Below are 25,195 nucleotides of genomic sequence, written 5' to 3' on the forward strand. Positions count from 1 at the left end.
GGCCGAGCGAGATCCACTGCTCTAGGAGGCCGAGCCAGTCCCATGCTGCTGGTTCTGACCCGGCTCCGGAGGGTCGGCAGGCGCCGCCCCCGGCAAATTGCCGAACGCGCCGTTGAACGCGCGCACCACTAGGCTGCACGCCTCGAGCGGATCGACCTTGGAGAAATGGAGCCCGACGTCCTTGTGATCGAGGTCGGGATGCGTATCGAGCAGCCCGGCCCAGAACATGGTGCGGATCATCGCAAAGCCGAACTTCTCCGGATTGCGCATATCCGCCTCGATCTCGCTGGTCTTCTTGCCGAGCAGCTCCTCGACGCGAAACAGCGACTCGGCCGAGAAGGACAGCTTGCGCGGCTCGCCGTCCGATCCGGTGAACGAGACCTCGCCCTTCAGGGGATTCGCCATCGGACTAGACCTGTACCAGCGTCGGCTTGCCGGTCACCTTGAAGGTGACGGACGCTGCCATCTTGTCGTCGAGCGGGGCGTCAGGCTCGTAGCCCGTGAGGATCGCCGCGAACGTGAAGTAAGAGCCGTCCGGAAAGACGATCTTACGGTTTTTTACCGCCGAACGGCCCTGCAGATCGAGCTCGGCCATCATGCTGGCCGCCTCGGCGCTGTCGGGCACGAAGTTCATATCGAACGAGACCTCGCCGCCATCCTTCAGGCCGGCGATGAACTCGCGCCAGGCCTCCGGCGACAGCTCATGGGTCGCGTCGACCGTATCGCGAGACAGCGACGGCGGCGTGATGCCGGTCACCTCGGCAAAGGTCGCGAACACTTCCGGCGTGGCGCCATTGCCGGACTGGAATAGCGTGCTCCAGCCGATCACTGCATCGGTAGACATGCGTCAAATCTCCTTGATGGTTGTCGCGGCGAATACGTCCGGCGCCGCTTACGCGGACACGCCCGACAGGGTCGGATTGAACGCAAGCACGGTGGTCGATTTGGCGACACCAATCGGCGTGAAGTATTCGCCGGTGCCGACGTCGGCGAGCGGGCAGATCCCGCCGGGCGTGTCAGACAGGAAGTAGGTCGTGCCGGCGGTCATCACGGCATTCATGGTGATCTCGCTGCCAGGCCGCGCGATCTGAAGCGGCTGGCCAGCGGACGCTCCGTTGAGCGCAACGCCGCGCACGGCACGGGCGGCGGCCGTGCCGGCATTCGAATCCGACATAAAATATTGATTGGTGGTCGCGTCGCGGTAGACCAGCTTACCGGCGGTAATCGTCTCTCCGGCCACGCCCTGCTCGGTGCGCGCGCCACTGTTCGCAAGCACGGCAGAGGCCGTAATCCCAAGATCGGTCATTTTCAAGTCCTCCTGTTGATGGTCGGGGAAAAATCAGACAGCCGCGGTCGGCGCGCCTTCGGCCGTGCGGTAAGTCGCGAGATATTCGAGACGCACGCCGCCGAGGTGCCGCTCGCCGTCGGACTCAGCAATCATCTCGGTGGAGACCAATTTGAGATCCAGCAGTAACCCGTTCAGAAACGAGCCGCGAGGATCGACAAGCCCCCACATGGCCCCTTCGATTTCGACGGCGATCTGATCAAGCGTGTCGTCCGGCACGCTTGCCATCGAGACGCGGCCCTCGATGTCGACAATAGCTCCGCGCTCGAGCGTGGGCGGGAAGCCCTTAACCGCCCGCGCCGCCGTCTCCGAACGCACATAGACCAGGAGCGTCGGTGCGTGCCCTTTCGCAAGGGAGCGCGTGCGACCTGCAAACACGCGGTCCGCTGTCGTCGGCAGACCGGTCAGCGCAGCGACCAACGCGTCGCGAGTCGTCTTGCGAACATGATCAGTCATCAGGCAGCTTTCGGCAGCTTGGAGAGCACGAATTTCTCGAAGCCAATGCGCGCATTGGCGACAAGCTTCTGATCGAACACGGCCGCAGCCCGCTCATAGAAAGGAAAGCGCTTCTGGTAGCGCGGCGCCCGCACGAACATGATGACGGGCACCATCGCCTGCAGGTCGGCGCGGTAGTAGATGCCGGCAGCGACCTTGCGATCGGCATTGCCGGCAATGCCTGGCCGCAGCACGAAGTAGCGACCAACAGCCTTTTTCTTCGCCCGCGCCCGCGACTTCTTGGTTTGGTTGGCCTGATAACCCGCCTTCTGCTCGGCAGCACCGAGCTGCGACAGGATCCGCTCGATCGTCGAGCCCGAAATGTTGCCGTAGGAATCCAGCTTGACGCCACTGCCCGGCACCGCGAACTCGTCGGACTGCATCAGTCCGGCCCGGATCAACCGCCGCTCGAATGCCTTATGGACGCGCGCCCCGCCTTCGACCTGCGGACGAAGATAGCGCCAGGCCGGCACCGAGCCGAAACCATCCTTGAAATAGACCTCGGCGACCAGGTCGCGCTTCGTGGCCGGCTTCACATACAGCGCATTCAGCGTGAACCGTGTCGGCCGATCGAACACGCCCTGCATGGTCTCGACCTCGGCCGCCTTGATGTCCTTGGCGGTCTGCGTAAGCGCATAGGCCGTGACGAAGGGCGCATCGCGCTCGGAGAGATCGCGCAGCGCACGGCGGACGTCGTCGACCTCGACGCGATAATGAACGCCAGCGGCCATCAGACCAGCGCCCCCAGCCGCAGCAGCGCCATGCCCTGCCCGTCCGGCTCGATCGAGACCACCTCAAACGCGCCCTCGCCGGTGACGGCCAGCTGGTCTCCGGCGTCACCATCCGCCGCCCCCGGCAGGTCCGCCATGCGGCAGAAGAACGTCGGCCGAGCGTCGATCGAGGCGACCTGGTTGAGGTCGGTGCTGATCGACGGGCGGTCGAAGATGCCGGAGAACGGGTCCGACGCCGCGCCGGCCGCGCGCGTGTAGATGCCCTCGGCGCCGAATTCATCGGCGTTGAGGAACACGGCGCGATCGGCGGCGGACTCGATCGACATCGGTCAGGCCTTGTCGGGCTGAGCCTTGGAGGCTTCAGCAAATTCCTTGCGACGCGCGGCAACGTAGTCCCCGACCTTGGGATAATCTTTCTTGACCGCCTCGGTCGTGGCCCACTCTTCGGCCCACGCCGACTCGCGGGCGGCCGTCTCGCGCTGCTCCTGCTCTGCGAGACGCGCAGCCTCCTCCTGCTCAATCTTCCGGGCGCGCTCCTCTTCGGCCCGGTCGGCCATGGCGTTATGGATCTTCAGCGCCTCGAGGAATGCCAGCACGGGATCGTCACGATCGCGCTTGCCCTTGACGGGCACGACATCCTCGACCAGCTCGAGCTGGCCTTTCGGCGGCTCGGTGAGGCCGAGCAACTCGCCGGCCTTGAACGCCTGCGTTTCCTTGGCCCGCGCGAGGCCAAAGCCATCGCAGACCCGCCCGCCGCCGGGCAGCGGCTCGAGCTTGTGCGCGCGCCCTGTCGCCTGCGCGGTGCTGAGCAGCAGCAGCGCGCCGGCGCCGACATGAAAACCACGACCGATAACGCGATAGGCCTGCATAGGACGTCTCCTTTGAGGTTGATGAAACAGGGCTGTCGACGGCAGCGGCTTCTCACGGCTGCCCGCGACAACCCTCCCCGGCAGGCGAGCCGGGGAGAGAAGCGGAGATGACACTGAGGATCAGTTGAGCGTGACGTGCACGCTGCGCTGCCAGTAGCCGTATCCCGCGCCGCGCCAGGCATCGATGCCCATCTGCCAGGCGTCGTTGTCGAACTCGAACTCGGACCCTTCGGCCTTCATCTTCATCTCGACTTCCTGCTCGGTCTGGCGGATCAGCGCCTTGATGGGCGAGTCCGTACGGAACACGGTGAACTGGTTGGTCCAGCCGGCCGCAGTCAGGCGCACATTCAAGACGACCTCGACCTTGAAGTTGCGGAGCAGATTGGGGTTGAGGTTCTGCACCGACATCGCCGGCACCAGCGTCGAGACCGCCGCGAGTGCGGACTGCATCAGGCCGAGCGGCACCATTACCGTGAAGCTGGTGGCGTTCTCGTTCATCGGCTCACCCTTGTCGTCCTTGAACGACAGGATCTGCACGATCGCCTTGATGATGGCCTGCTGCATCTCCTCGGTCGAGGGATTGGCGGGCGTGCCGTGAAGAACGCAAGGCAGACCGGCGATGGCGACGCCGATCTTGTTCGACTGCACGCCGGAGTCGCCCTCGACGTGGTCGGTGTCGTAGAAATACTGGCCGTCATAGCAGAGCGACGACACGCCGTTGACGATCAGGGTCGAGGTCAGCGAGGCCCAATGGGTCTGGCTGCGATCAGCGAATTCGTCGATGCGAGCGCGGATCTGGCCGGTCTTGTCGCGGCGCGCATCCTTTTTCTGGATCTCGAGCGTCGCTTCATAGTGCTTGTTGATGATGGTCAAGCCGTTGCCGGTGAATCCCTTAGCCTGGCGCTGGCCGATCCATTCCCGCATCATCGGGGTCTGGCCGAGGAAGTTGTAGGTTTCCGAGGACTGGTCGGAGCCAAAATAGTTCGAGACGCCGTCCAGCCAATTGGTGCCGGGATCGGTCTCGAGCCGGGCGAAATACATGCCCCGGATGGCACGGCTGGAAAGCAGGGAAAGATCAGACATGGTCTAGCGTTCCTTGTGGTTGAGATGGTGAGCCCCGCGGCCGTGCGGCCGGGAAAGTGGGAGCGCGGCGACCAGGATGGCCGCCGCGCGGGTGACGCCTTACGCTTCGCGCGCCCAGGTGCCGAACACGCGGGCGGACCAGCCGTTGGCGTCGCCCTGTGCGATCTCGGCCCAATCACCACGCCGCGCCGTCGCCTTGGTGTTGATGAGGTCCTTGTTGTCGGCCGCGGCGATGCCGGGTCCCTCGATCATGTCGGCGGCGTTCGGGCTGATCGCGACGCCGACCGTGCCGAACGAACCGAGGTTGCCAATGCGGACAAAGTTGATGCCCTCGACCGCCGGCAGAGTGATGACCACGGCGTCGGTATCGACCCACAACCACTTGCCAGTGTCGGTCGCGTCAACCGCGTAGTTCGCGCTCTTGAGCACGTGCGTGAAGCCGGCATAGGGATCGCGCAGGCCATCCGCGTCGAACTCGACCAGGACGATACCGGCCGAGATGAAGCGATGCACGAAGCCGACAAAGGATCCGCCGACCGGCGAGAACGAGAACGTGTCGTCGTCGGAAGCGTAGACCGGCAAGCCGCGATCGGTGATGACGGCGCCGGTGACCGGCAGCACAATCATGCCGAAGGTGCGGAGGTCGACGTTGATCGCCGCAGCGGCGCCGGCCGAGTTATCGGCTTGCGCGTTGGCAAAGCCGGCGAAACGGTCGCCGGCGACCAGCGGGCGGCCATGACCGGTCGCATCGACGCTGCCGACGGCGGCGCCTTCATAGATGATATCGGCTGCAATCACCGGCAGCGCGCTGTACTCGATCGCGGTCCGGCTGCCCTCATAGACGCGCGGCTTATTGACGGCCAAAGTGGTCATTGGCTGGTTTCCTGTTTCGGAATGTTGGAAGGAAAGCGCCGGCGCGGAATGCGGGACGGCGAAAAACGCGAACACGCAAACCGGGCGGCTGACGGAGCCGCCCGGAACTGGTCGAATTACCTGCGGGCGCCGAGCACGCGGACCTTGCCGGCAGACTCGGCGACCTTCAGCGAGACATAGTCGTCGACCGTCGCGAACTCGGCCTGGAGCGCGGCCGAGCTGGCGTATTCGGCCTTCCAACCGTCCGGCGTCGAGCCCTTCTCGACCTCGGACGCCGCAGCAGCGGTCGGATGCGACTGCGGCGCGGCCACGACCTTGCCGGTGACCTTCTCGACGTCGACGATGGCCTGCGCCTGCTGCCCGCGCGCAACCTTCTCCGCAGCCAGGATGCGGCCGGCCGCCATGTCGGGCGTCACGGTCGCGTCCGCCTTCATCGTCGCGATCAGCGCCTCATGGCCCGCCATGGCGTGCGCCTCGATGCCGATGATGCGCGCGCGCTCGGCGGTGGCACCCTCGGCGCGGATCGCCGCGCAGAGATCCGGGAACGCGCCAGCGAGCTCGGCCGCGGTGGTCACAGTCGCAGCAGCGGGCGGAGCCGCCGCGCCAGGCGCCGGCGGCACCTGCACTGCGGTCGACGACATCGCAGCCGCATGCACGGCCGCCAAAGCAGATCCAGCACCAGACATGTAGTTCACTCCTCTTGGGTTGTTGGCCGGTAGCGGCCTAGTTGACGCTCTTGACGAACTCGGAAAACGCGACTTGCGGATCGATGATGCCGTCGACCAGGCCGGACGTGACGGCGTCCTCGCCGTGATAGACCTGCGCCTCGGTCGCCAGCGCTTTCTGCACCGACAGCCGCGAACCGCGGCCGCTTGCGACCGCCGCAGCGAACGCGTCGCGACGGCGATCGACGCGCGCCTGCAGAGAGGCACGCAAATCGTCGGGCAGCGGCTCGGTCGGATTGCCGTCGGCCTTGTGCTTGCCGGACGTGATCAGCGTGATCTTGACGCCGTCCTGCTCGAGCTTTTTCGACATGTCGGCATGCATGGTGATGACGCCGATCGAGCCGGCCGCGCCGGTTTCGGGCATCACGATCTGACGGGCTTGCGAGGCGAGCAGATACCCGGCCGACAGCGAGAAATCGGTTAGGATGGCAATGGTCGGCTTTTGCGCCGAGAGCTGGCCGATCATAGCGGCCGTCTCGAATGCGCCATTGACCTCGCCACCGAACGAGTCGACCTCGAACGCCACGCCCTTGATGTTCGGGTCGCGGCCGGCGCGCGCGATCTGCGCTTGCAGGCCCTCATAGGAGGTTTCGCCGGACGACTGGCCGATAAATTTGCCCTTGTGGACGAGCGTGCCCTCGATCCCGATCACGCCGACATTGCCGACGCGCTGCACCAGGCGGTCGCCGGCATTGGCGCGCTCGTAAGCACTGCCGATGGGATCGCCGAGCTTACCCATCGCATCAGAAGGACGGCCGTGCTCGAACGCGACATGGTTCACCGCCGCAATACCCGGCAGCGTCACGCCGCCGTCGACGATGCGCGCGCCGAGGCCGATCAGGAAGGCCTGCAGCTTGCCGGGATCAACCATCAGCTCGGCGCCGAACAGGCGGCTCGCGATATGCGGCATCAACAGCGTCATTTGGCGGCCCTTTTCGGTTCGGGTTGCTCGTCACCGTCATCCGGCTCGGCGTCCGGATCGTCAGGCTGCGCCGGCGCGTTCGGGTTGGCGGCGGGCGGTGGCGGCGCGACGACGCCGGTCTGCTTGCGCATCGCGGTTTCCTTGGCGCGCTGCGCGTTCTTTTTCTCGAACTCGCCGCCGGTCCGCTCCATACAGACCTGCTCGATGGTCTTGAAGCCTTGCTCGACATCCTGCGTGTCCGCGTCCGATTCCTGTTTCGGGTTGAGGCTGGCGCGCTGCGGCCCGATCCACTCGGCGCCGCAATAGGCTTTGCGCAGCATCGGGTCGGCAAAGAAGCCCGGACGATTGAGGCGGCCGGTCGCAACCGCCTCCTCCATCATCCATTCGTACGCCGGCTGCACCAGGCGCGCGGCGAGCCAGGTGCGGCGCCGGCGGAAATACTGCCAGGCCATCTCCAGCGCGGCCCGGGAGGCCGAATAGGACGCTGTGAAATGCTTGACCAGCAGCTCGAATGGGATCTCCAGCGCGACGCCGATCTGCCGGCAGAACGACATCACGAACGGGTCGAAATTCGAATTCGGCCGCGACGGATTGAAGGTGTTGAGCTTCTCCCCCTCCGCGAGCCCGACGACCGCGGCCCCGCCGAGCTTGACCTCGTTGGAGTTGAGGCTCGCATCGGTCTCGCCGAGCGGCGGCTCCGAGCCGTCATCGTTCGGCGCCTCGATCACAAACGCGACCATGGCGGTTGCGACTGCGGCGTCGACCTCGGCCTCCGAATAGGTCGCGAGCTGCTTCAGGAACTCGATCACCGGCGCCAGATACGGCACGCCGCGCGTCTGCTCCGGCCGCAGACGATCGTAGAGGTGCAGCACCACCGGCAGGCCGGTCTCCGTGCGCGCGGCGACCCGCTCCCACTCAAGGCCGAGGACACGCAGCCCGCCCGGGTGCTTGTTGGTGACGTGATAGGCGACGTGCACGCCGTGCTTGTCGACCTCGACGCCGCCAGCGATGGCGTCGGTATCGGCCGCGCGCTGCGGATTGCAGACGCGGTCCGCCTCGATCATCTGCAGCTTGGTGCCGTAGGCATCGCCGGGGTCCTTACGATAACGGCGCAGCATGAACAGGTCGCCCGACTCCAGGACGCCGCGATAGGAGGTCGCCTCCAGCTCGTCCATGCACTGCACGCGCGTGAAATCACAGGTCGCGCAGAACAGCTCCCATTCCCGCTCCTGCTCGCGTTCCATCGCGTCGGCCTGCTCCGGCGTGATGCCGAGCGCCTCATGATCGACATTGGCCTGCAGTTTGAGGCCATCGCCGACCACGTTGGTGACGTTGGTCGCGATGGCACCGGTTGCGATCGGCGCGTTGCGCGCGAGGTCGCGCGAGCGGCCGCGCAGATCCGGCAGGTCGAGCAGCGTATCGGCATCGGCCGAGCCATCCCTCGGCCGATAGCGCTTGGTCGCTCGCCGCTCGCGTGCCCCGCCATTGTAGCCGCCGGCGCCGGTCGCCGAGGCGAGCTCGGTCCGCGCCTGCGCCCGCGCCAGGCCGCGCTGCGGATCGAAGGTCGCGACGACGCGGTCAATGAAATTCAGCTGCATCGGCTGCCTGGTCGAAGGATTGGCCATGGTCACTCCGGCACGATGTAGCGGGTACGGCGGCGGCCGCCGGCCGCGGCCGGCGTCAGGGTCTTCACCTGTGCGTCCCAGAATTCGATCATCTGGCGGATCTCCGCGGCGTCGGCGCGCTGCAGCTTGCGGCGGCCGTTGCCGGTCTCGATCTCGTAGGACTGGCTCGCAGCGACCGCCGTCGACGCTGCAATCCAAGTCGCGAGCTGGGCTTGCGCCTGCTCGAGCGTGATGCCTGCCATGGGGCGGGCTCCTGCGATGTGGGGTGGTTCTACTTAAGGAACGGACACGGTGCTAAGGTCGGCCCATGGACTGGCACCGGGCTGCCTTCGCGACGTCGCTGATATTGCTGGCAATCGTCGCCGCCGTGCTGCTCTACGTGCTGTACGCTGCCTAGCAGTCACGATCCGCGACGAAAATGGGGCCTATGTTCGAGACCGTCGCAACGTTCGAGACCAGGACGCTGCCCTGAAGGGAGTGGACGACTTTAGCTTGATCAGGCTAGGTTGCCGCTCAGAGCCGGAGGAGCCCAATGCCGTATTTCACCTCGAAACAGACCCGCGACATTCGCATTTGCAAGGTGCTCGCAGACGTGTTTTGCGCACTGTTACTGCTAACGTTTTCAATTGTCTTCTTCGGCTGGCTCGGCGGCCTCATCGCCTTCATTATTGCCGAAGCCGGCCTACTCGCCGTTGACTGGCTTGTTCCTAGCGAGGACGACGCTGCTGCCGTAGTTCGCTGATAGATCGGAGCATGAACGGCCGGTCGCCTGCCCCTGAATCTGGATCAGATGAGCCAAGAAGACGCCGAGCGATTCCGGGCCGAAGCCGAAGAATGCCGCCGACAAGCAGCAAAGGCGAGGACGTCAGCGGACAAGAAAGCGTGGCTGCGGCTTGCTGCCGACTGGATCAAGCTGGCAGAAGAGGCCACCGTTCGCCGGAGCCGATTTGACTAGGAGACGACAGCTCGTCCGGTTCGATTGACGTCCGATAACCGCCCTTAGCGGACTCCAGCACTCGAATGTCCATCCTGGTCGGCGTCAGCTTCTGATCTTTAGCAGGCCTGATCTTCGCAGCAGCTGGAGGCTCGCTGTAGCGGGCTGCAGCTCAAGGTCTTGATTTTTCCGGCATCATTAAAAGCCAAGTCCGCCTTCACTACATTTTCCTCGCAAATGTAGGAGATCGTTGCCCCACCGCGCGAGGGCCGAAGATTGTCCAGCTCGGCAGCGGGGTATTTTTGCAGACGGGCAGCCCAGTAGCTTCGGAGGCCTTCTCTGCCGGTGATAACCAACCCGTCACAATCGCAGTACATCACGGCATCTTCGGCGTACATTTCGAGGATCGCTTCGATATCGCCGGCACGGTAGGCATCGAGCCAATCAACGGCAGCGGCCATTGGGTCAAACGACATAGAAGCACCTCCAACCGCCAGAGCAGAGATTTGGCCGGGGTACCCAGCTAAGTCTCCTCACGAATCGAGCCGGAATTTTTGATGTTTTCACTTGGCCAAGCCCATATGCCGATCGCCATAGGGAACTTTTCCGGGCTCAAGCAATTCGCTGCCCCTCCCTGAGGGAGTGGACCGCTAAACCCCGCTGAACGTCCCCTGCCAGATTCCGAAGGCCTTGTTGCCCATGTCGGTGTGCGCGACCAGGTTCCAATGGGTGCCGTCCCACCTGGTGTAGCTATCGGTGTCGAGCAGGAAGATCTTGACCTGGTCTCGCTTGGCGAGTTGCGCGTCGCGCACGGTCGTTGATGACGCGCCTCCCGTGGGGGACCGAACCAAGATTGTTTTTGCGTCGGTCGCATAGCCGGGGATGTCCGCCGTAAACCGGGCATAGATGTTGTCGAGGTCGGTCGCGAATGCCGCTGCAGTCGCAAGGGCGATATCGTTCGTGCCAATATTATGGACGTGCGCGACAATCTTCGGAGTGGTGAGCAGCGCCATTCCCGCAACAATTCGAGCGCGGGCGCCGTTGGTGATCGAAGCCGAATTTCCGTTGTAGGTGAGACCCTCCGTCGACGACCACGACAGAGTGCCGTTGTACTGACCCGACAAATCGACAGGGCCGAAGGCTGGGGCGGATCGACCGCCCGCGACGCCAACCTTGGACAGGAAGCCAGCAAAGGGGACGTACACGCCGGTTTCGATGCCGGTCCCAGTGATCAGGGTGTTGGCTCCGTTGAGGATCGACCCCGAGTTGAGCGTGTAAGTATTGCCGCCAGCCGAAGTCAGATTCGCGGCGGTCGCGGCATTTAGGCCTCGCGTTTGATACGAGCCGCTCGCAGCCTCTTTGATGATGTAAAGCGTATCGTTCGGGAACGCTGCGCGGAATAACGCGATAAACCCGATCTCAGTCCCAACCTTCCCCGTGTTGGCCCCGAAATCGACTCCCGTGATGGTGCCGGGCGTATAGGTGACGAACGCGCCGGCGATGTTGCGGACTTTGATTTTCGACGTCGGCACATAAGCCGCAACAGCCGCATTCTGATCCGTGGTGCTGAGCGTGCCTGCAGCCTGACTGTCGCCCGTAATCAGAAGGACGGGCGAATAAGCCAACGCGGGGCCACCGCCCCCAAAGACAGCCACATCTTGCGGTAGCATCGTCGGCGCAAACGCGATCTGCTGTGCGCCAGCGCCGGCCGACGGCGCCGCCAGCGCGACGAGCAGCAGCGCCCAGCACTTCGCGAGCGAGCCGCGCATCCTGTTTGCGATCGACGGCATGAGAATCAATTCTGCAAGATTTCGAGCAGGATCGTGAACGTCTGTGCGTTGGTCGGCGCGTAAGCCGCGCGCGCCTCCAGCAATCCGTAAATCGCGGTCGTCCCGGAGTCGGGCACGCCGACGATGTAGCTGCCGCTGCTCGGGACCGCGATGCCCTTGGCGCCATCGGTGAACTGCCGGTCGAAGGTGACGTCCATCGACCCCATGTAGTTGGAATTCGTCGTCGACCAGGCGCCGTTGTCGCCGTTGGCGATCGTCGGGCTCTGGCGGTACAGATGCAGCCGGAACGAGGCATTGGTCAGCGTCGTGTTCGACGCGCTGATCCGCGCGCGCGGGATCAGGAACGACTTGTCGGCCTGCCGGGAGACCGCAAACGTGAGCGGCGCGCAGCCGCTTGCAGAGACGGTGGTCGACTGGCAGACGATGTCGCCGCTGGCATAAGCCGTGGTGTCCGCCGGCCGCGTGAAGGTGACGGCGGCAGTGTCGCCATAGCCGACCACCGAGGCCTGCGCCACAACGGACGTTGCCACGAAAGGCGACGCGCACAGCGACAGCGCGACCGCCAGCACGGCAGCGCCGTGGCCAAACAACTTGCTCATGGTCAGAAAACCCCTCGGCTGTGAATGGTCATGCCACGCTTTTTCGGCCTGCGGGTGAGCAGCGGCCGCACCGGCGCGGGCTCGGCGGCGGCGATCTTGACGGCATCCGGCGCAAGCAGGTCCGGCTGCTGCAGCACCTGCGGCACGCCGCGCTCTTTCGCGATGGCCGCCCATTGATCGGCAGTCAGGCGCGACAGGCCGAGATATTCGGCCATCGCCATCGCGTAGATCCGGCAGTCGAGCAGATGGTTCGGCCCGGTTTCCTGCCACTCCTTGACGGTGCGGCCGCGGCGGACCGTGGTCTTGAGATATTCCGCGGTCTGCTGCTTGAAATAGCGCTCGTCGCAGCCTGCGTGGTGGTGGCAGTAGCCGTCCGGATCCTGCTCGGCGCCGGCGCGGCGGCCGTCCTTGACCAGGTTGGAATAGAACGTCGCCTTGAGCGCCCACGTGCCGACCGGCCAGAGCGTGGCGCCCTTCTTGATTTTCTTGCCCGACAGCTTGATGTCGACCTGGATCGGCGTGCCGATCGCCGGCGCGCTCCAGCCCGACACGCCCTTGATGGCGAAGGCGCGGGCGCGGCCGCGGCAGAACCGGTAGACCTGGTTGGCGCGACCGCCGTCGCCGGCGTCGATCGCCATGCAATCGACCAGGCGGGTGCCGCCGAACGCGTCCGGGAATTTCTGGTCGTACAGCTTCTCGAGCTTGGCGAAGGCGCCGCCCTTGTGGTCGGTGGTGTCGCCCTCGAGGAAGTCGTGCACCACGCTCCAGGACTCGCCGTTCGAGGCGAACGCGACACCCTCGACCCAGATTCCGGTATGCTGTACGTCCGCGCCCATCACGAACAGCAAGCCGCGCGCCGGAACGTGGCCCTGCTTGTAGTCCTCGCGGCGCGCGAGCAGCCGGTCGAACTCCGGCGCCTCGCCCTTCAGCTCGAACGGCAGCCCCAGCGTCAGATTCCAGAACGCCTTGAGCTTGATCGGATTGTCGCCGGCCGCGACGTACTCTTTCGCGATCTCGTCCCACGGCACGAACGGCGACGACAGCGCGTCGAAATGATAGCTCTTGTAACGCCCCTCGCCCGGCGCGGTCGCAACCCAGCGCCCCGTCGCATAGACCGCGAATTTTTGCCAGCCCTCGATCACTACGCCGCAGCACGGCGGAATGTAGCGCGCCCGGTACGGCGGCTTTGGATCGAACTCGAAATGACGGTTCTTTTCCGACCACTCGAACTGCAGATTGTCGTCGTCGCAATGCGGGCAGACCATCGTCCAGCGTCGCTGGTCGCCTGCCTCGAACTTGGACTCGATCGACGAGGCGCCCTTGATGGTCGGCGTCGAGAAATAGGCGCGCTTCCACGTGCCGGAGCGCAGGAACGAGATTTGCCGCGCCCGGATCATGTCGAGCGGGTCGCCCTGGTCGTTCAGATCGGCCGGATATTCGTCGATCTCGTCGCACAGCGCTTTCTTGATTGTCTTGGAGCGCAGATCCGCAGTCGAGGACGCCAACGACAGGAACAGCGAGCAGTCCGGCGAGAACTTTTTCTCGTAGGTTTTCGACGCGTTACCCGCGCGCGCGGTCTGCGGAAAGACCTTCTTGCGCATGATCGGCGACAATTCGAGCGCGCGGCCGAGCTTCTGCGAGTTGAAGTCGCCGAGGGCCGAGTCGGTCGGCTGCACGATCATCATGTCGCAGGGGTCGCGGTCGATCGAATGGCAGGCCGCGATCTGCAGCAGCGTGGTGAAGGCCGATTGCGCCGACTTCATCACCGCGATTTCGTTGTCGGGCGCGTCCGGGCCGAGCGCGTCGAGCGGCTCGACCAGGTGCGGCGTGCGCGACAGGTCGATCAGCTGGCTCTTGCGCTCGCCGTCCGGCAGGAAAAAATGCTGGTTGGCCCACGCCGACGGCGTGATCGGTGCCGGCGGCGAGAACACGGCCGCGAAGATGCCGGCGATGATCGGGAGGGCGCGCGGAATCGTTTTCATGACGTCACTTCCTCCTTTCCGGTCTCATCCTCGGCGGCCACAATCCGCATGTTCTGCTCGAGGGCCGCCCGAATGTTGCGCGCCATGTTCTTCAGCGCCTGGCGGACGCCAGGGATGCCGTCCCTTGCGAGCGCGGCGGCCACGTCGTCGGCGAAATTCGGCAGGCCTTCCAGCTCACGGACGATGACCGCCGCGCACTTTTCCATCGAGCGCGTGACGTCATCGGTCTTTAGAAGCTTGCCAACCCGCTGCTCGTATTCGAGCTCGGCCGTGCGCCCCCTGTAGAACTCTGTTTGAGCCCGGAACTTGGTGAGATACTGAACCGAGCTATCCTGTGCGGCACCGGAGCCGGCGCGGCTACCAAAGGTCGGATCAACATCATCGTTGACGTCCGCCGGCTCTTCCGACCTGATCCGCTCGCGGGTCTCGCCAAGCGCAAAGTCGGCCGCAGCCGGATCGATCATACGCTTACCGTCAGCGCCGATCTTGAACGCGCTCGCCGGAATTTTGCCGGCGCTGATCAACTTCGTGATGGCCGGCCGCGAGACGCCCCGATGGCGCGCGTACTCAGCCTGGGTCATCAACTGGTCCATCACGATCACGCCGCCGCGCGCACACCGCGCGTGATAGCGACCTCCTGAAACGTGTGGCCATCGCCATCCAGGATGGCGACGCCGCCCGTAAAATCCTGCCAACGCTTCACGGCCACATCGACGTAAAGCGGGTTCAGCTCCATGGCAAAGGCACGACGACCGGCGACATGAGCAGCGATGATGGTGGAACCTGAGCCATCGAAGGGCTCATAGATCGCATCGCCGACGCGCGAATTGTTCACGATTGGCCGGCGCATGCATTCGATCGGCTTCTGCGTGCCGTGGCCGGTGTCGTTCTTGACCATCGGGATCTCCCACACGGTCGACTGCTTGCGGCCGCCGCGCCACTGCGCGGTCGCCTTGTCCTTAACGGCATAGCTTCCGATTTCGTGATCGTCCTCGAACCGCTCGTTCTGCCAGTTGTCGTCCTCACCATCCTTGGCGACGTAGAACGCCGGCTCGTGCTTCCAATGATAGGCGCCGCGGCCGATCGCCATCTTGTTCTTCACCCACACGATCTGCGCTTTGAGCTTCAGGCCCGCGTCCTCGAGCGAGCGCTGGACCGTCGCCGAATGCATTCCGCCATGCCAGACGTAGGCGACAGCGCCAGGAAACAGGCGCCAGGCCTCGGTCCAATCGGCGATGTCGTCGTTAAGCACCTTGCCGGCCGCCGCGCCGGCGCCGTTGAGGCCGGCCGCCTGGCGCCAGGACGGGTCGTAGTTCACGCCGTAGGGCGGATCGGTCACCATCAGGCGCGGCTTTTCGCCGGCGAGCAGCGCCGCGACATCCTCCGGGTTCGTCGACGACCCGCAGCGCAGCCGGTGATGGCCGCCGAGAAGCCAGGTGTCGCCGGGGCGAGAGACGGCCACCTTTGCCGGCTCCGAAGGCGCGTCTAGCTCCGTGCGCCCCGGTGAGCCGCCGTGGGCCCCTTTGAGCAGTCGCTCGATGTCCTTGGTGGCGAAGCCGACCACCTCCAGCTCGAACTTGACGCCGGCGGCCTTCAGGAACGCCAATTCCTTGGCGAGCAGGTCCTCGTTCCAGGTCGCATCCTCGGCGATCCGGTTGTCGGCCATGGTGTAGGCTCGACGCTTCGCCTCCGACATCGCCGGCAGGACTAGGACGGGCACCTCGGACAGGCCGAGCAGTTTCGCGGCCGCCAACCGACCATGGCCGGCGACGATCATTCCCTCCGGATCGACCAAGATCGGCGCGTTGAAGCCGAACGCCTTGATCGAGGCGACGATCTTCGCGACCTGCTCGGGAGAATGCATCCGCGCATTGCCCTCGAACGGCACGATGGTGCCGAGCTGGCGATATTCGAAGCGGCTGCGTTCTAGCTGGTCCAACGGAAAAACACCCCTCTGTTAACTGCGAGGTGTTAACCGCGTTAACCGTGTTAACCTAAGTTTTGGACCCCTCCGGCTAGCGAAACGGCGCGGTCCGAATTACCCGCGGGCGAGTTTGAAACGCCAGAGGGACCCATCGACCCAAATAAAAAAGGGGCGAGGCCGATCGCTCGACCCCGCCCCGTGCAAGTCTAGGGAGGAAACGCCCAAGGAGGGCAGCGGCAGCGCATCTCCGAACTGCCGCACACCCTAGATATGCGAAAGCCCGGCGCGATGGCCGGGCTGGTCTGTCTTACGCTTCGCGCGTCTACCTGGAATCAGGTGCTGCGCATCTGGCTGTTGAGCCTGACATCGAACAACCTCAGCCGCGTGGCGTACTGGCGATCGGTTCGATCTGCATCTCATCCATTTGGAGCGAGACGCTGCGCTTGAACGCGTCGATGAGAACAGTGAGTCGCCCCCTTGAGTCAAGCCGTGCCACCCTGCCGACGAATGATGAGAACGGACCATCCACCACCCTGATGGCCTCGCCGACCTTCAGCTTGCCGCGATGACCACGTTGCGAGCGCGGCGTGTTGAGGTAGGCCTCGATACCGCGCAACGTCGCCATATCGCCAGGAGACAGCTGCGCGAGGCACTCGCCAATGCGATGAAAACCATCGACACCGGGGAACGACAGCATCTGGTCGCTCGTCTCGGTGGACGGCACGAAGATCAAACCTGGCACAAGCGGTCGAACGATACGACGGCCAAGATGCGGCCTGCGCGCAGCTGCTCCCGTCGAGCGGTTCACGTGCCTAACCTCGATCGGATACCAGCCGGAAAGGCCGTAGTAGCCGAACCACCGCATGACCGTGGACTCGCGGCCCGGATAGACGTCGAGCAGATACCAGCAACTCGGCACAGGCTCGGCCGCGAGCAATTCCCCCCGTTGCAGCTGCATGTTCATTCGTCTCCCCCTGCCTGTGATGGTTCGTCGTGTGATGCGGAGAGCGTGCCGTCGACGCGCGGAGGCCAGTCGAACGGCACGTAGAAACCGGACTTGTCGCCGCGCTGCTGCAACAGCGCGGGTCTGCCCCCGAACACGTGCTTTGCCAGGAACGCCTGCCAGGCGGCGAGCTGCTGCCTGTCATCGATCCACAGCCAGGCATCGCGCGCCGGCGCCTGCGCGAAGGCGAGCAGCTGCGGCGTCATCATGCCGGAATAGATCACCCGGCCCTTGCTCTCGAGCGGCCGCATCCGCGCGACCGCGTAGAGCACCTCAAGCGCGCTATGCTCGACGCTGCCCAGCTCGATCTGCGGTCTCACAGCAGGACCGCCCTCGGCAGCCCCTTCGCCCTGCTTCAACAGCGTCCAGCGCTTCTCCTCGAGATAGCGCCAGCCCGCCGGCACGGACTTGCGGCCCTGTCGCTTCAGCTCTTCGAGGAACGGATCGATGCCGTCGAGCGCCGCTTTCTCCTCCTCGGCCGAGAGTGCATCGGCGGCATAGTCGGTGCGCTGACGATCGTCGACAGCCGCGGTCGGCCATCGCTTGCGGAACTCAGCCTTGAAGCGCTCCTTGCGATCTCTCGCGCGCGCGCCCGCGTCTCTCTCAATCGTTTTAAGGGGTCGTTCTAAAGGGTCGTTATTGGTGCCCGCGTATGTGTGGGCACCCGTGCCCGCGTATGTGTGGGCACCCCTGCCCATGGGCGGGCACCCCTGCCCACCAGCGGGCACCCCCTCCCCGATTTCCGGCACTTCCGCGTTTTCTGCATGGCTCTCGTCGTCGACGTCGTCGGGCTCGCGCGCAAGGCTCTTGAGGTCGAAATCGTCGCGGTCGAGCTTTACGCGATACGCATAGCTCGACGAAGGTGCCGAATCCTCCGGCCGCCAATGGTCGCGGCGCCGCTTCTCCACCCAGCCTGCTTCATACAGGCGGTCGAGCGAGCGCTGCAGCGTGGCGCGGCCGCAGCCGAGTTCGGCCGCCATGCGGACCTGGCTGCGCGTGCACCAGCCGGCACGATCGATATGACGGCCGAGCAAACACAGCGTTTGCAGGTCGCGCGGCTCGAGCGAGCGATCAGTCACCGCCCCCGCGGGAATAATCGACAGACGAGGATTGGACACGTGATGCTTTCAGAAATGGAGTCAACTGGACGCGCTAAACAACTGGCACTGGACGAGGTTTTGCTATCGCGCCCGTCATCATGGCGGGCTTGCCACCTGATGCGAGGGTTGCGAGTATGATCGACGCGTCAGCAACGACGCGCCTCGACATTCGGTGTGCGATGCCAGACACATCCAGCGCTGCACTGACCGCCCACTCGCTCTATGACTTCGTCAAGGATTTTCAGCCCATGTTCGCCGCAGCGGTCGCCCTGACGGCCGCGGCGATCGCCTATCGAGGCGTCATGGCCAAAGTCAACTTCGACCGAAGCATCGACAGCCGGACACAACGAAGTATCGACCTCGCTCTTTTCTTGCGGCTCCGCACGCAACTCGAATCGGCAGCGTCGTTGGCCTTGATCTTGCGCCAAAATCTCAATTCGCCATCCATGAGGCAAATGAAGGTGGATTGGGATAAAACACTCTATTGGGAATGTGACGTTTCCGAACTTGACGAAGCATGGAAGCATCTTGATCGCATTCCAACGCCCTGCATCATTGCAGTCGCGCGTGCCCGAAACGCCGATAAGATTCTCAGGTCTTGTGACGCGGAGGGACGCCAGGCGGGGCATGCGACGCCTGACCTGAATGGCAGGTACTGGACCGCAGCTCACGAGTTCGCCACAAACGCTAAACAGGTGCTCGAGGTCATAAAGCCTGAGATAGAGCGCTTGCAAAATAGCTAGCGATACGCTCATGCCGGCACCTCGACCACTTCACAGACCGGCGTGTTGCCGCCGATCTGGATTTTTTCGCTGCCGCGCCACCATTCCCTGAAATGATCCTGCCGCCCGTGATCGTCGATGCGATGGCACGACACGCAGACGATCTCGCAGCCCTCACGCGTGCAGATCTTGCGGCTGTCGCCGTTCGGCTGGCGGGTCTTTTCGCTCCAACTGTGCTTCATCGCGCAGCCCCCAGTCACAGATGCTGCCCTACCCTGGTCGGCTTGATGCTCCACATCGCGACTTCATCGCGCAGCCGGTCCAATTCGTCCGGCGTCATCGGCATGTCGCAGGCGAGCGCGTTGTTGACGGGATCGAAGGTGATGCGCGGCCCGCTGCGGCGCTGGCGCCAGGCGATCGCGTAGCCGAGCATGAAGCCGGCAAACATCACGATGGAGCTGGCGCCGACAGCGACATTGATGCTGATGGTGATCATGCAGCCGCCTGCGTCAGCTCGGCAAAGCGCTGCAGGAAAAGTCCGCGGGCGTGCAGCGGTGCCCACCCGACCAGCTCGCCACCGAGCGGCTGCTCATTGTCGATGACCCAGGGCTCACCGATATCCCGCATGATCTGCAGCCGTTCGGTCCGCAAGGCGCGCCGATCGGCCTGCTTGACGGATGGTGGCGTCGCCTCAGGGAGACCAAACGCGCGATAAACGGCTGCCTGGCAGCGCTTCTCTGCCGCCTTGTAATCCGGCATGAACTGCTTGATGGGCGACAGCATGTCGAGCAGATACGCCTCGCTGCCGTCGTGCAGCAGTCCGGCGAGCGCATCGTCGCCGCAGTGGCGCGAGACCAGCACGGAATGCTCGGCGTTCGAATAGAACCGAAGGCAATGGCCGCCAAACCGGCACTGCATCGCAAGCGCGTGCGCGATGTCCTCGATGTCGACGTCCTCTGGCCGCGGATCGAGCGGCCAGAACTTCTTGCCTGTGTAGGTTTGAATCCATCCGGCGAGCTTCATCGTGCGATTTCCCCCTGCTGTTGAACGGATGCCGGAGCGACCAACTGCGCCAGGAAGGCCCGGCCGCGCTCGGTGATCTTGAGTTGCCTGGTGCTCGCGATCAGCAGGTCGCGGCCGACCAGGTGGCGGGCCATCTCGCCGTCGACCTGCTCGCCCGCATCGATCGCGAGCAGCGCGAGCTGCTCGGCGAGTTCGTCGGCATCGACCGGGAGGCGCGTCTGCAGAACGCCGTCGACCACCTCCGCCGGCGGCGCGTCGTCGAGTTGCCGCGCGACATCGAACAGGCTCGGCTGCGGCGCGCGGTAGGGCTCGGTCAGAATGGCAGGCGCAACGGGCCTGGCCGTGGCGGCCTCCAGCTCGCGAAGCCGGTCCCAGCCCGCGCCGCGCAGCTGCCATTGCTCGTTCGAGACGTAGGACAGGCCGCGGTCGACATAGAGCGGGCCGATGACGGGCGCGAGATCGCGGCGCGCGTGGCAGAAGTCGGACAGGATCTTGAGCTGCTGCAGCCCGGTCAGGGCCTGCGCCTCGGCGGCCAGGTCATCGGCCGAGGGAGCAGACGGCGCCAGCCATTCGGAGCCGGCGAGCTGGTCGATGGTGACGACGTCGTCGGCATTGTACGGGGCCTCGACGGCCGCAGCGGCGCTGGCCCCTTGCGATGTTGCATCCGCCGCGGCCGTCTCGTCCTCACCGGAGGGCTCCGGGAGACCGTGCGATGACGGCGAAGGCGCCGCATCGGTCGGGGTGGAGATCGCGCTTGTCAGCGCGACGCCGGCCTGATTGCCCCATGCATCCCAATTTTCCGGCAGCGGATGCTCGGCGTCGACGCGGGCGAACAGCTCGAGCACGGGCAGCGGCGCGCCGTCGCTGTCCTTACCGACCATGGTCGCGATCATGTTGCGGTAGTGGTCGGGTTTTCGCGAGTGCTCGCGCGGTCGCTCGCGATGGTTGGAGCCGAACTTTTCGGACGCATCCGGTTTCGGCAGGCCCTTGCCGCGCTTGAACTGCAGCAGCAGCTCGTCCTGGTCCCACACCAAGAGGCCGGAGCCGGAGACGTCGGGATGTTCCTCGTCGGTCTTGGTCCAGACGTAGCAGGTCGAGTAGCTGTCCATGCCGAGCGCGAGCATGCAGGCATAGGCGAGCGGCAGGTCGACGGTCGCGAGCACGCCCTCGCCATCCGCCAGCATCACCTCGGTCTTGACCGGGATTTTCGCGAGCAGATGCGCCCGCGGAATCCACATCCAGAACCAGGCGTCGGGCAGCAGCGCCTCGCCGGCCCGCTTGAGATAATCGAGGATCTCCGGCCAGGGCATGGTCGGGTAGTGGTTCTCATAGGCGCGGTTGCCGATGCCGCCTTGGCGCTTCCACGGCGGATCGCCATAGCCCGCCGGGTAAAGCCGGCCGGAAGGCGCCATCGCCGAGGCCGAGGACAGCGCCGAGGCGAGATCGCGGCGATGAACGCGGCCATCCTCCTCGGCGCCGATCTTAAGCAGGTCCATGGCGACCCGGCCTTTGCCGGACAGCATCTCCTCCGCGTGCCGCTCGACCAGGGCTTCGAACTTCTCCGGCGGCAGCGCAGCGAGCTTTTGGGCCTGCGAGGAGAAGCGATGCGTCACGCCGATGTCGCGCAGCGTGATCTCCGGCAACTCCTCCGGCTCGCCGGAAACCCCTGACAACTCGTCAGAGGTTTTTTCCGACCGCGGCCGCCCGCCCCTCGCCACCTTTCCGGCGGCGTGCTGCTGCTCCATCAGCTCCCCGAACCGGCGCTGCGCCCGGAAACGGATCTGCGCGGCCTGGATCTCCAGCTGCTTGTCCCCAGCAATCCTCGCCGCATGCCGCAAGGCCTCGGCGTGGTCATGGATCGCCTTGACCTCGTCGACCGCGACCGCCTCGGCCAGGGCGCGCCGCGCCGCCTCGTATCGGACCAGCTCAGTCAAAGGGAATCTCCTGCATCGACCGCGCCGGTAGGCCCGCGAGCAGATCGCGCACGATCTCATCCAACGTCGGCGCTGTGCCGCGCGGACGGCGAATGACGGCGTTGTGGGGTTTCGTCAGCCAGCGCCGGTTGGCCTTGCGGTTGTCCAGCGTCTGGCCGTTGATATGGTCGACGACGTGCGCACGCAGGAACGCCTCGTCGAGGCTTGGCTCATCCTTGATCGACAGCTCGCGATGCATGCGCAACGTGTCGCGGCGCACGCCGGTGTTGCGCTTGGCGTAGAGCATCCAGCTGTCGCCGCGGTTCTTGCCGGCATGCCAGACGTTCCAATGCCATTGCATCAGCCAGGTGACGTCGTCGGCATCGACCAGCGTCCACACCGGCTCGCGCGACGACAACCAGATCCGCGCCCATGGCGTACCGGTCAGATCCGGCAGGCCGGAGACGTCGAAAGCGACCTCGCGTGCATCGGTGGTGACGATGGGAGCCTGCATCATCACAGCATCCCCAGCGCGTGCATGTAGGTTTCGAGGATGGTCTCGAAGGCCTGACGCTCGATCGGGTCCTGCTGGCGCATCTTGATGATCGCCTTGAGGGCGCCGGTATCGTAGCCATTGCCTTTCGCTTCCGCGTAGACATCGCGGACGTCGTCGGAGATGGCTTTCTTCTCCTCGAGGAGCCGCTCGATGCGCTCTATGATCGACTTGAGCTGATCCTTCGCGATCTGCTCGGCGCGCTTCGCGGCAATGTGGGTGACCTTGCTCACGACGCCCCCTCGCTTTGCGAGACGCCAGCCGCCTCTAGCAGGCCCGCGTCGGCGCGATACGGCCGCTCCTGCCCGTAAGCGAGCACGGCCTTGGCGTCCCAGCCGGGCGGCACCTGCATCGGCAGAAACGGATCGCCGTCGTAGAGAATGACCTTCGGCGCATCGTCGGCGATGACGACGCGGACGGCGCCAACGATCACGCGCCGGTCGAGCCCGAACAGGATGGCGCGAGCGGACTTCATTGGCGCTTGACCCAGCGGAAGCCGAAACCGCGGTCGATGCGATGCAGGAACGGCTGCGCACCGGCCGCGACGGCCAGGCCGGCGCCGACCATCAGCACGGCAGCGAACATCACCAGGAAGCGCAGATCGTCCGGATCTGCAACGCGAGCAGCAAGGTCGGTCACGGCTCAATCCCCCTTTCGGCTTCGGCAAGACGACGCTGCGCTGCCTCGACCTCCGCGCGCGCAGCGGCGAGGTTTTCGATGCGGCGATGGCGTTTGACCCAGGCCTGCCCCGACCCGTGGGTGAGCGCGCGAATGACGAGGTCGCCATGGGCTGAAGCGATCATGCGGGCGAGCGCCTCACCGCTGGGCGCCCGGCTGCCGTCGAGCCACAACTCGGCCGGGCGGACGTCGCGGAGACCCGCAATGTCAGCCAGAACCTCGGCGGTTTTCTTCGGGAAGTTCTTCCGGAATGTCAGCGCGATAGGCAGAAACCAGCGATCAGGCGATCGGTCTTTGCCGATCGGTTGATCGGGGCACTGCTTTGACTGTTGCGTGCGAATGGGGCTCATGAGGCCACCCGCTCGGGACGCGAAAGGCCCTCCGGCCAAACCGCACCCTCGGGCCAGTTGTCGGAGAACCAGCCCATGACCTGGTCATACTTCCGCGCCGTGAAGGTCTTCGAGCCATCCTGCAGATGATCGAAGAAGCGCCAATCCCCGGCCGCCCTACGGCCGAGCGTCGGAAGAGCGAGCGGCCTAGAAAGCCTAAAGGCACTCGCAACGGCGACCAGGTTTCGAATCAGCTGCTGCTCCATGGCTCGACGGTTAGTCGGGAATTTCCGATTCGTCCAATTGAAATGTCGGGATCATCCGATTGGAATTCAGCAGATCGGCGTCGGATAATTCCGCGCATGGAAAATGATGAGCTACGTCAACGAATTAAGAGCAGGCTCGCAGAGCTGCGGCTGGGCCCGATTGAGGCTGCCCAGGCCGTCCCTGGCCTGGAGCGCAATTACCTCAGCGACTATCTAGCTGGACGAAAGAAGTCTTTTTCATCCGCGAAGCAACCCCTTGTCGCGCGCGCGCTCAAATGGTCAATCGAAGACTTGCTCGATGCGCGACCACGCGTCTCAAACGCACCCGCCCCCAAAATTGCGATGGTGCCCCTTCTTGACAATGTGACTGCCGGTCGGCTTTCTAGCCCGGCATCGCAGGTACCTGTTGATCGTGTGCCACTATTGGCATTTGCTGATCTCGGCCGCGGTGAGTTTTTCGCATTGAGGGTTGAGGGCGATTCCATGGATCGCTTTTCTCCAGAGGGGTCGATCATCGTCATAAACAAATCGGACCGCACTCTCCTCAACGGGAAATGCTATGTATTCGCCGTTGGTGGCCAGACAACCTACAAGATGTGGCAGGGTGGAGACACCCCGTTCCTGGCGCCGCATTCGACCAATCCCATTAACAAGCCAATCTTTTTCAAGCGAAAGCGTGATCTCGAAGTAATCGGCCGGGTGAAACGGACCATCCTCGACCTTTAAGCCAGCCTAACAGACGGTCGGATATTCCCGATTTTGTTGTTGACCGTCGGGTTTTTCCGACCATATTGTTTCCCGTGAAACACCTTCGGGAGACAGCTGTGTCGCGCCGCATTTTGCCCGCTACCGACCTAACCGCCTCTGATTTCGCCGCGCAGCTGCGGCTCCATGGCTTCTGTCGATTGCCGGCCGAGGGGCACTTCGCAGACGTTCGCGCCAAAGGCTGCCCTCGCACAGCGCCCGTGATGCGCGGGAAGCGGATCAACCGCCAAGGCACTTTGGACGCCCTGCTCGCGGCCCGTAAGGCCCGCCAGGACGCCGCAGCGGCTCAGGAGGCCGCTCAAGCCGAACGCGAGCGCGTGGCCGGCCTCATCGCCCCCCAGGCCATGCCTGGAGCTAGGGCCGGACTTGAGGGGCCGGCAGCGATAGCCCAGCTCGCGGACGACTTCATCACCATCACTACCCGCAACGAAGGCGCGGCTTTGCCGGACCTCGTGCGGATGGGATGGCGCAAGTCGCAGATCTTCGAGCATGCCGACGCGGCACGAACACTGGCCTATTCCAAGCAGAACGGAGTGGCCGCATGAGCGAATTGGGGCGGCCGCCACAACCTGTTCTGTCAAGTCAGAACGTCGGGCAAAGTCTTTCCAAAAATGGGCAGAACGTTTCCAGGAATCGAGAACGAAGCGCGATCAAGAGCGAGGCAGCTGGACTACGCCAGCCGCTTCCTGCCCATCTGTACGCACATCTAAGCCTGCTCAAACTCAGCCCCTTTGAGCAGGCGACGCGCGGCGGCTGGCGGTTCGGCACGCGGCGGATACGCGATAGCGTTGTCACCCGCTTGATCGCCAGCGGCCGCGCGGAAATCGTAGGGGGACGGCTGCAGCTGAAGCAGAAGCCGCCCTTATGACAGAAAAGCGTTGCCTCACGAAGCAGGAAGCCGCCGAATATTGCGGCTGCAACACCCTCGCCGCTTTCGACCGTTGGC

General features: G+C 64.6%; 35 protein-coding genes. 5 read left to right on the plus strand and 30 right to left on the minus strand.

Annotated elements, in window-relative coordinates:
- Positions 1-21: 21 nt before the first annotated feature.
- The 13 genes from I3J27_RS21440 to I3J27_RS21500 all read right to left on the minus strand — a co-directional run bounded on the left by I3J27_RS21440 (position 22) and on the right by I3J27_RS21500 (position 8,910).
- Positions 22-405 carry a hypothetical protein gene (locus I3J27_RS21440; protein ID WP_270160419.1) on the minus strand — a complete coding sequence of 128 codons (384 nt, stop codon included), beginning with the start codon at positions 403-405 and terminating at the stop codon, positions 22-24.
- A 4-nt stretch (positions 406-409) separates the two neighbouring features.
- On the minus strand, positions 410-844 hold the full coding sequence (locus I3J27_RS21445) for a phage tail tube protein (RefSeq protein ID WP_270160420.1): 435 nt from the start codon (positions 842-844) through the stop codon (positions 410-412).
- 48 nt (positions 845-892) lie between these two features.
- Complete coding sequence (locus I3J27_RS21450) at positions 893-1,306, minus strand: hypothetical protein (protein ID WP_270160421.1); 414 nt, start codon at positions 1,304-1,306, stop codon at positions 893-895.
- A 33-nt stretch (positions 1,307-1,339) separates the two neighbouring features.
- The gene (locus I3J27_RS21455) at positions 1,340-1,801 is read right to left on the minus strand and encodes a hypothetical protein (protein WP_270160422.1); all 462 of its coding nucleotides are present in this window, start codon (positions 1,799-1,801) and stop codon (positions 1,340-1,342) included.
- Positions 1,801-2,571 carry a hypothetical protein gene (locus I3J27_RS21460; RefSeq protein WP_270160423.1) on the minus strand — a complete coding sequence of 257 codons (771 nt, stop codon included), beginning with the start codon at positions 2,569-2,571 and terminating at the stop codon, positions 1,801-1,803. Before I3J27_RS21460 ends, I3J27_RS21455 begins: the two co-directional genes overlap by 1 nt.
- Positions 2,571-2,897 carry a head-tail joining protein gene (locus tag I3J27_RS21465; protein WP_270160424.1) on the minus strand — a complete coding sequence of 109 codons (327 nt, stop codon included), beginning with the start codon at positions 2,895-2,897 and terminating at the stop codon, positions 2,571-2,573. The genes I3J27_RS21460 and I3J27_RS21465 overlap by 1 nt, the downstream gene beginning before the upstream one ends.
- A gap of 3 nt (positions 2,898-2,900) precedes the next feature.
- A complete protein-coding gene (locus I3J27_RS21470) occupies positions 2,901-3,440 on the minus strand; it encodes a hypothetical protein (protein ID WP_270160425.1) in 540 nt (179 codons plus the stop codon).
- A gap of 120 nt (positions 3,441-3,560) precedes the next feature.
- Complete coding sequence (locus I3J27_RS21475) at positions 3,561-4,523, minus strand: Mu-like prophage major head subunit gpT family protein (protein WP_270160426.1); 963 nt, start codon at positions 4,521-4,523, stop codon at positions 3,561-3,563.
- Positions 4,524-4,622: 99 nt separating this feature from the next.
- Complete coding sequence (locus I3J27_RS21480) at positions 4,623-5,396, minus strand: hypothetical protein (protein ID WP_270160427.1); 774 nt, start codon at positions 5,394-5,396, stop codon at positions 4,623-4,625.
- Between the two features lie 116 nt (positions 5,397-5,512).
- The gene (locus I3J27_RS21485) at positions 5,513-6,082 is read right to left on the minus strand and encodes a hypothetical protein (RefSeq protein ID WP_270160428.1); all 570 of its coding nucleotides are present in this window, start codon (positions 6,080-6,082) and stop codon (positions 5,513-5,515) included.
- Between the two features lie 37 nt (positions 6,083-6,119).
- Positions 6,120-7,043: a S49 family peptidase gene (locus tag I3J27_RS21490; RefSeq protein WP_270160429.1), complete on the minus strand. Its 924-nt coding sequence runs from the start codon at positions 7,041-7,043 to the stop codon at positions 6,120-6,122.
- A complete protein-coding gene (locus I3J27_RS21495; RefSeq protein WP_270160430.1) occupies positions 7,040-8,668 on the minus strand; it encodes a phage portal protein in 1,629 nt (542 codons plus the stop codon). Before I3J27_RS21495 ends, I3J27_RS21490 begins: the two co-directional genes overlap by 4 nt.
- A gap of 2 nt (positions 8,669-8,670) precedes the next feature.
- Positions 8,671-8,910, minus strand: coding sequence for a DUF6148 family protein (locus I3J27_RS21500; protein WP_270160431.1), 240 nt, complete (start codon positions 8,908-8,910; stop codon positions 8,671-8,673).
- A 290-nt stretch (positions 8,911-9,200) separates the two neighbouring features.
- Here I3J27_RS21500 and I3J27_RS21505 point away from each other — a divergent pair, with 290 nt between their 5' ends.
- Complete coding sequence (locus I3J27_RS21505) at positions 9,201-9,410, plus strand: hypothetical protein (protein ID WP_270160432.1); 210 nt, start codon at positions 9,201-9,203, stop codon at positions 9,408-9,410.
- Positions 9,411-9,721: 311 nt separating this feature from the next.
- Here the strand turns inward: I3J27_RS21505 and I3J27_RS21510 are convergent, their stop codons facing one another.
- The 8 genes from I3J27_RS21510 to I3J27_RS21545 all read right to left on the minus strand — a co-directional run bounded on the left by I3J27_RS21510 (position 9,722) and on the right by I3J27_RS21545 (position 18,018).
- Positions 9,722-10,078 carry a YybH family protein gene (locus tag I3J27_RS21510; RefSeq protein WP_270160433.1) on the minus strand — a complete coding sequence of 119 codons (357 nt, stop codon included), beginning with the start codon at positions 10,076-10,078 and terminating at the stop codon, positions 9,722-9,724.
- Between the two features lie 174 nt (positions 10,079-10,252).
- Positions 10,253-11,392, minus strand: a complete 1,140-nt coding sequence (locus I3J27_RS21515; protein WP_270160434.1) for a hypothetical protein — start codon at positions 11,390-11,392, stop codon at positions 10,253-10,255.
- A 5-nt stretch (positions 11,393-11,397) separates the two neighbouring features.
- The gene (locus tag I3J27_RS21520) at positions 11,398-11,991 is read right to left on the minus strand and encodes a hypothetical protein (RefSeq protein ID WP_270160435.1); all 594 of its coding nucleotides are present in this window, start codon (positions 11,989-11,991) and stop codon (positions 11,398-11,400) included.
- A gap of 2 nt (positions 11,992-11,993) precedes the next feature.
- Positions 11,994-13,973, minus strand: coding sequence for a phage terminase large subunit family protein (locus I3J27_RS21525; protein ID WP_270160436.1), 1,980 nt, complete (start codon positions 13,971-13,973; stop codon positions 11,994-11,996).
- Complete coding sequence (locus I3J27_RS21530; RefSeq protein ID WP_270160437.1) at positions 13,970-14,566, minus strand: helix-turn-helix transcriptional regulator; 597 nt, start codon at positions 14,564-14,566, stop codon at positions 13,970-13,972. Before I3J27_RS21530 ends, I3J27_RS21525 begins: the two co-directional genes overlap by 4 nt.
- A gap of 5 nt (positions 14,567-14,571) precedes the next feature.
- A complete protein-coding gene (locus I3J27_RS21535; RefSeq protein WP_270160438.1) occupies positions 14,572-15,912 on the minus strand; it encodes a site-specific DNA-methyltransferase in 1,341 nt (446 codons plus the stop codon).
- Positions 15,913-16,273: 361 nt separating this feature from the next.
- Positions 16,274-16,861 (minus strand): transcription termination/antitermination protein NusG, encoded by a 588-nt coding sequence (gene nusG / locus I3J27_RS21540; protein ID WP_270160439.1) that lies wholly within the window; start codon positions 16,859-16,861, stop codon positions 16,274-16,276.
- On the minus strand, positions 16,858-18,018 hold the full coding sequence (locus tag I3J27_RS21545; RefSeq protein WP_270160440.1) for a helix-turn-helix domain-containing protein: 1,161 nt from the start codon (positions 18,016-18,018) through the stop codon (positions 16,858-16,860). Before I3J27_RS21545 ends, nusG begins: the two co-directional genes overlap by 4 nt.
- 116 nt (positions 18,019-18,134) lie before the next feature.
- Here I3J27_RS21545 and I3J27_RS21550 point away from each other — a divergent pair, with 116 nt between their 5' ends.
- Complete coding sequence (locus tag I3J27_RS21550; RefSeq protein ID WP_270160441.1) at positions 18,135-18,743, plus strand: hypothetical protein; 609 nt, start codon at positions 18,135-18,137, stop codon at positions 18,741-18,743.
- A gap of 8 nt (positions 18,744-18,751) precedes the next feature.
- Here the strand turns inward: I3J27_RS21550 and I3J27_RS21555 are convergent, their stop codons facing one another.
- The 9 genes from I3J27_RS21555 to I3J27_RS21595 are packed head-to-tail and all read right to left on the minus strand — an operon-like array spanning position 18,752 to position 23,239.
- The gene (locus I3J27_RS21555) at positions 18,752-18,964 is read right to left on the minus strand and encodes a cytochrome C (protein ID WP_270160442.1); all 213 of its coding nucleotides are present in this window, start codon (positions 18,962-18,964) and stop codon (positions 18,752-18,754) included.
- Between the two features lie 14 nt (positions 18,965-18,978).
- A complete protein-coding gene (locus I3J27_RS21560; RefSeq protein ID WP_270160443.1) occupies positions 18,979-19,218 on the minus strand; it encodes a hypothetical protein in 240 nt (79 codons plus the stop codon).
- Complete coding sequence (locus tag I3J27_RS21565; protein ID WP_270160444.1) at positions 19,215-19,745, minus strand: HD domain-containing protein; 531 nt, start codon at positions 19,743-19,745, stop codon at positions 19,215-19,217. The genes I3J27_RS21560 and I3J27_RS21565 overlap by 4 nt, the downstream gene beginning before the upstream one ends.
- Positions 19,742-21,679 carry a methyltransferase-A70 family protein gene (locus I3J27_RS21570; RefSeq protein ID WP_270160445.1) on the minus strand — a complete coding sequence of 646 codons (1,938 nt, stop codon included), beginning with the start codon at positions 21,677-21,679 and terminating at the stop codon, positions 19,742-19,744. The genes I3J27_RS21565 and I3J27_RS21570 overlap by 4 nt, the downstream gene beginning before the upstream one ends.
- Entirely contained in the window at positions 21,672-22,175 is a 504-nt protein-coding gene (locus I3J27_RS21575) for an HNH endonuclease family protein (RefSeq protein ID WP_270160446.1), read from the minus strand. Before I3J27_RS21575 ends, I3J27_RS21570 begins: the two co-directional genes overlap by 8 nt.
- Complete coding sequence (locus I3J27_RS21580) at positions 22,175-22,444, minus strand: DUF2312 domain-containing protein (protein ID WP_270160447.1); 270 nt, start codon at positions 22,442-22,444, stop codon at positions 22,175-22,177. Before I3J27_RS21580 ends, I3J27_RS21575 begins: the two co-directional genes overlap by 1 nt.
- Positions 22,441-22,686 (minus strand): hypothetical protein, encoded by a 246-nt coding sequence (locus I3J27_RS21585; RefSeq protein ID WP_270160448.1) that lies wholly within the window; start codon positions 22,684-22,686, stop codon positions 22,441-22,443. The genes I3J27_RS21580 and I3J27_RS21585 overlap by 4 nt, the downstream gene beginning before the upstream one ends.
- Positions 22,683-22,850, minus strand: a complete 168-nt coding sequence (locus I3J27_RS21590; protein ID WP_270160449.1) for a hypothetical protein — start codon at positions 22,848-22,850, stop codon at positions 22,683-22,685. Before I3J27_RS21590 ends, I3J27_RS21585 begins: the two co-directional genes overlap by 4 nt.
- Positions 22,847-23,239: a hypothetical protein gene (locus tag I3J27_RS21595; protein ID WP_270160450.1), complete on the minus strand. Its 393-nt coding sequence runs from the start codon at positions 23,237-23,239 to the stop codon at positions 22,847-22,849. The genes I3J27_RS21590 and I3J27_RS21595 overlap by 4 nt, the downstream gene beginning before the upstream one ends.
- 125 nt (positions 23,240-23,364) lie before the next feature.
- Here I3J27_RS21595 and I3J27_RS21600 point away from each other — a divergent pair, with 125 nt between their 5' ends.
- From I3J27_RS21600 to I3J27_RS21610, 3 genes are all read left to right on the plus strand, one after another.
- Positions 23,365-24,210 (plus strand): S24 family peptidase, encoded by an 846-nt coding sequence (locus tag I3J27_RS21600; protein WP_270160451.1) that lies wholly within the window; start codon positions 23,365-23,367, stop codon positions 24,208-24,210.
- A 98-nt stretch (positions 24,211-24,308) separates the two neighbouring features.
- Entirely contained in the window at positions 24,309-24,794 is a 486-nt protein-coding gene (locus I3J27_RS21605) for a phospholipase (RefSeq protein ID WP_270160452.1), read from the plus strand.
- A complete protein-coding gene (locus I3J27_RS21610) occupies positions 24,791-25,117 on the plus strand; it encodes a hypothetical protein (RefSeq protein ID WP_270160453.1) in 327 nt (108 codons plus the stop codon). Before I3J27_RS21605 ends, I3J27_RS21610 begins: the two co-directional genes overlap by 4 nt.
- Positions 25,118-25,195 lie beyond the last annotated feature (78 nt).

Source organism: Bradyrhizobium xenonodulans, from assembly GCF_027594865.1.
Taxonomy (GTDB): Bacteria; Pseudomonadota; Alphaproteobacteria; order Rhizobiales; family Xanthobacteraceae; genus Bradyrhizobium; species Bradyrhizobium xenonodulans.

What these genes read in the sequence shown, in the direction of transcription:
- I3J27_RS21440 (WP_270160419.1), bottom strand. Translation starts at nt 405, where the DNA reads ATGGCGAATCCCCTGAAGGGCGAGGTCTCGTTCACCGGATCGGACGGC.
- I3J27_RS21445 (WP_270160420.1), bottom strand. Translation starts at nt 844, where the DNA reads ATGTCTACCGATGCAGTGATCGGCTGGAGCACGCTATTCCAGTCCGGC.
- I3J27_RS21450 (WP_270160421.1), bottom strand. Translation starts at nt 1,306, where the DNA reads ATGACCGATCTTGGGATTACGGCCTCTGCCGTGCTTGCGAACAGTGGC.
- I3J27_RS21455 (WP_270160422.1), bottom strand. Translation starts at nt 1,801, where the DNA reads ATGACTGATCATGTTCGCAAGACGACTCGCGACGCGTTGGTCGCTGCG.
- I3J27_RS21460 (WP_270160423.1), bottom strand. Translation starts at nt 2,571, where the DNA reads ATGGCCGCTGGCGTTCATTATCGCGTCGAGGTCGACGACGTCCGCCGT.
- I3J27_RS21465 (WP_270160424.1), bottom strand. Translation starts at nt 2,897, where the DNA reads ATGTCGATCGAGTCCGCCGCCGATCGCGCCGTGTTCCTCAACGCCGAT.
- I3J27_RS21470 (WP_270160425.1), bottom strand. Translation starts at nt 3,440, where the DNA reads ATGCAGGCCTATCGCGTTATCGGTCGTGGTTTTCATGTCGGCGCCGGC.
- I3J27_RS21475 (WP_270160426.1), bottom strand. Translation starts at nt 4,523, where the DNA reads ATGTCTGATCTTTCCCTGCTTTCCAGCCGTGCCATCCGGGGCATGTAT.
- I3J27_RS21480 (WP_270160427.1), bottom strand. Translation starts at nt 5,396, where the DNA reads ATGACCACTTTGGCCGTCAATAAGCCGCGCGTCTATGAGGGCAGCCGG.
- I3J27_RS21485 (WP_270160428.1), bottom strand. Translation starts at nt 6,082, where the DNA reads ATGTCTGGTGCTGGATCTGCTTTGGCGGCCGTGCATGCGGCTGCGATG.
- I3J27_RS21490 (WP_270160429.1), bottom strand. Translation starts at nt 7,043, where the DNA reads ATGACGCTGTTGATGCCGCATATCGCGAGCCGCCTGTTCGGCGCCGAG.
- I3J27_RS21495 (WP_270160430.1), bottom strand. Translation starts at nt 8,668, where the DNA reads ATGGCCAATCCTTCGACCAGGCAGCCGATGCAGCTGAATTTCATTGAC.
- I3J27_RS21500 (WP_270160431.1), bottom strand. Translation starts at nt 8,910, where the DNA reads ATGGCAGGCATCACGCTCGAGCAGGCGCAAGCCCAGCTCGCGACTTGG.
- I3J27_RS21505 (WP_270160432.1), top strand. Translation starts at nt 9,201, where the DNA reads ATGCCGTATTTCACCTCGAAACAGACCCGCGACATTCGCATTTGCAAG.
- I3J27_RS21510 (WP_270160433.1), bottom strand. Translation starts at nt 10,078, where the DNA reads ATGTCGTTTGACCCAATGGCCGCTGCCGTTGATTGGCTCGATGCCTAC.
- I3J27_RS21515 (WP_270160434.1), bottom strand. Translation starts at nt 11,392, where the DNA reads ATGCCGTCGATCGCAAACAGGATGCGCGGCTCGCTCGCGAAGTGCTGG.
- I3J27_RS21520 (WP_270160435.1), bottom strand. Translation starts at nt 11,991, where the DNA reads ATGAGCAAGTTGTTTGGCCACGGCGCTGCCGTGCTGGCGGTCGCGCTG.
- I3J27_RS21525 (WP_270160436.1), bottom strand. Translation starts at nt 13,973, where the DNA reads ATGAAAACGATTCCGCGCGCCCTCCCGATCATCGCCGGCATCTTCGCG.
- I3J27_RS21530 (WP_270160437.1), bottom strand. Translation starts at nt 14,566, where the DNA reads ATGGACCAGTTGATGACCCAGGCTGAGTACGCGCGCCATCGGGGCGTC.
- nusG (WP_270160439.1), bottom strand. Translation starts at nt 16,861, where the DNA reads ATGAACATGCAGCTGCAACGGGGGGAATTGCTCGCGGCCGAGCCTGTG.
- I3J27_RS21550 (WP_270160441.1), top strand. Translation starts at nt 18,135, where the DNA reads ATGATCGACGCGTCAGCAACGACGCGCCTCGACATTCGGTGTGCGATG.
- I3J27_RS21555 (WP_270160442.1), bottom strand. Translation starts at nt 18,964, where the DNA reads ATGAAGCACAGTTGGAGCGAAAAGACCCGCCAGCCGAACGGCGACAGC.
- I3J27_RS21560 (WP_270160443.1), bottom strand. Translation starts at nt 19,218, where the DNA reads ATGATCACCATCAGCATCAATGTCGCTGTCGGCGCCAGCTCCATCGTG.
- I3J27_RS21565 (WP_270160444.1), bottom strand. Translation starts at nt 19,745, where the DNA reads ATGAAGCTCGCCGGATGGATTCAAACCTACACAGGCAAGAAGTTCTGG.
- I3J27_RS21575 (WP_270160446.1), bottom strand. Translation starts at nt 22,175, where the DNA reads ATGATGCAGGCTCCCATCGTCACCACCGATGCACGCGAGGTCGCTTTC.
- I3J27_RS21585 (WP_270160448.1), bottom strand. Translation starts at nt 22,686, where the DNA reads ATGAAGTCCGCTCGCGCCATCCTGTTCGGGCTCGACCGGCGCGTGATC.
- I3J27_RS21595 (WP_270160450.1), bottom strand. Translation starts at nt 23,239, where the DNA reads ATGAGCCCCATTCGCACGCAACAGTCAAAGCAGTGCCCCGATCAACCG.
- I3J27_RS21600 (WP_270160451.1), top strand. Translation starts at nt 23,365, where the DNA reads ATGATCGAAGAAGCGCCAATCCCCGGCCGCCCTACGGCCGAGCGTCGG.
- I3J27_RS21610 (WP_270160453.1), top strand. Translation starts at nt 24,791, where the DNA reads ATGAGCGAATTGGGGCGGCCGCCACAACCTGTTCTGTCAAGTCAGAAC.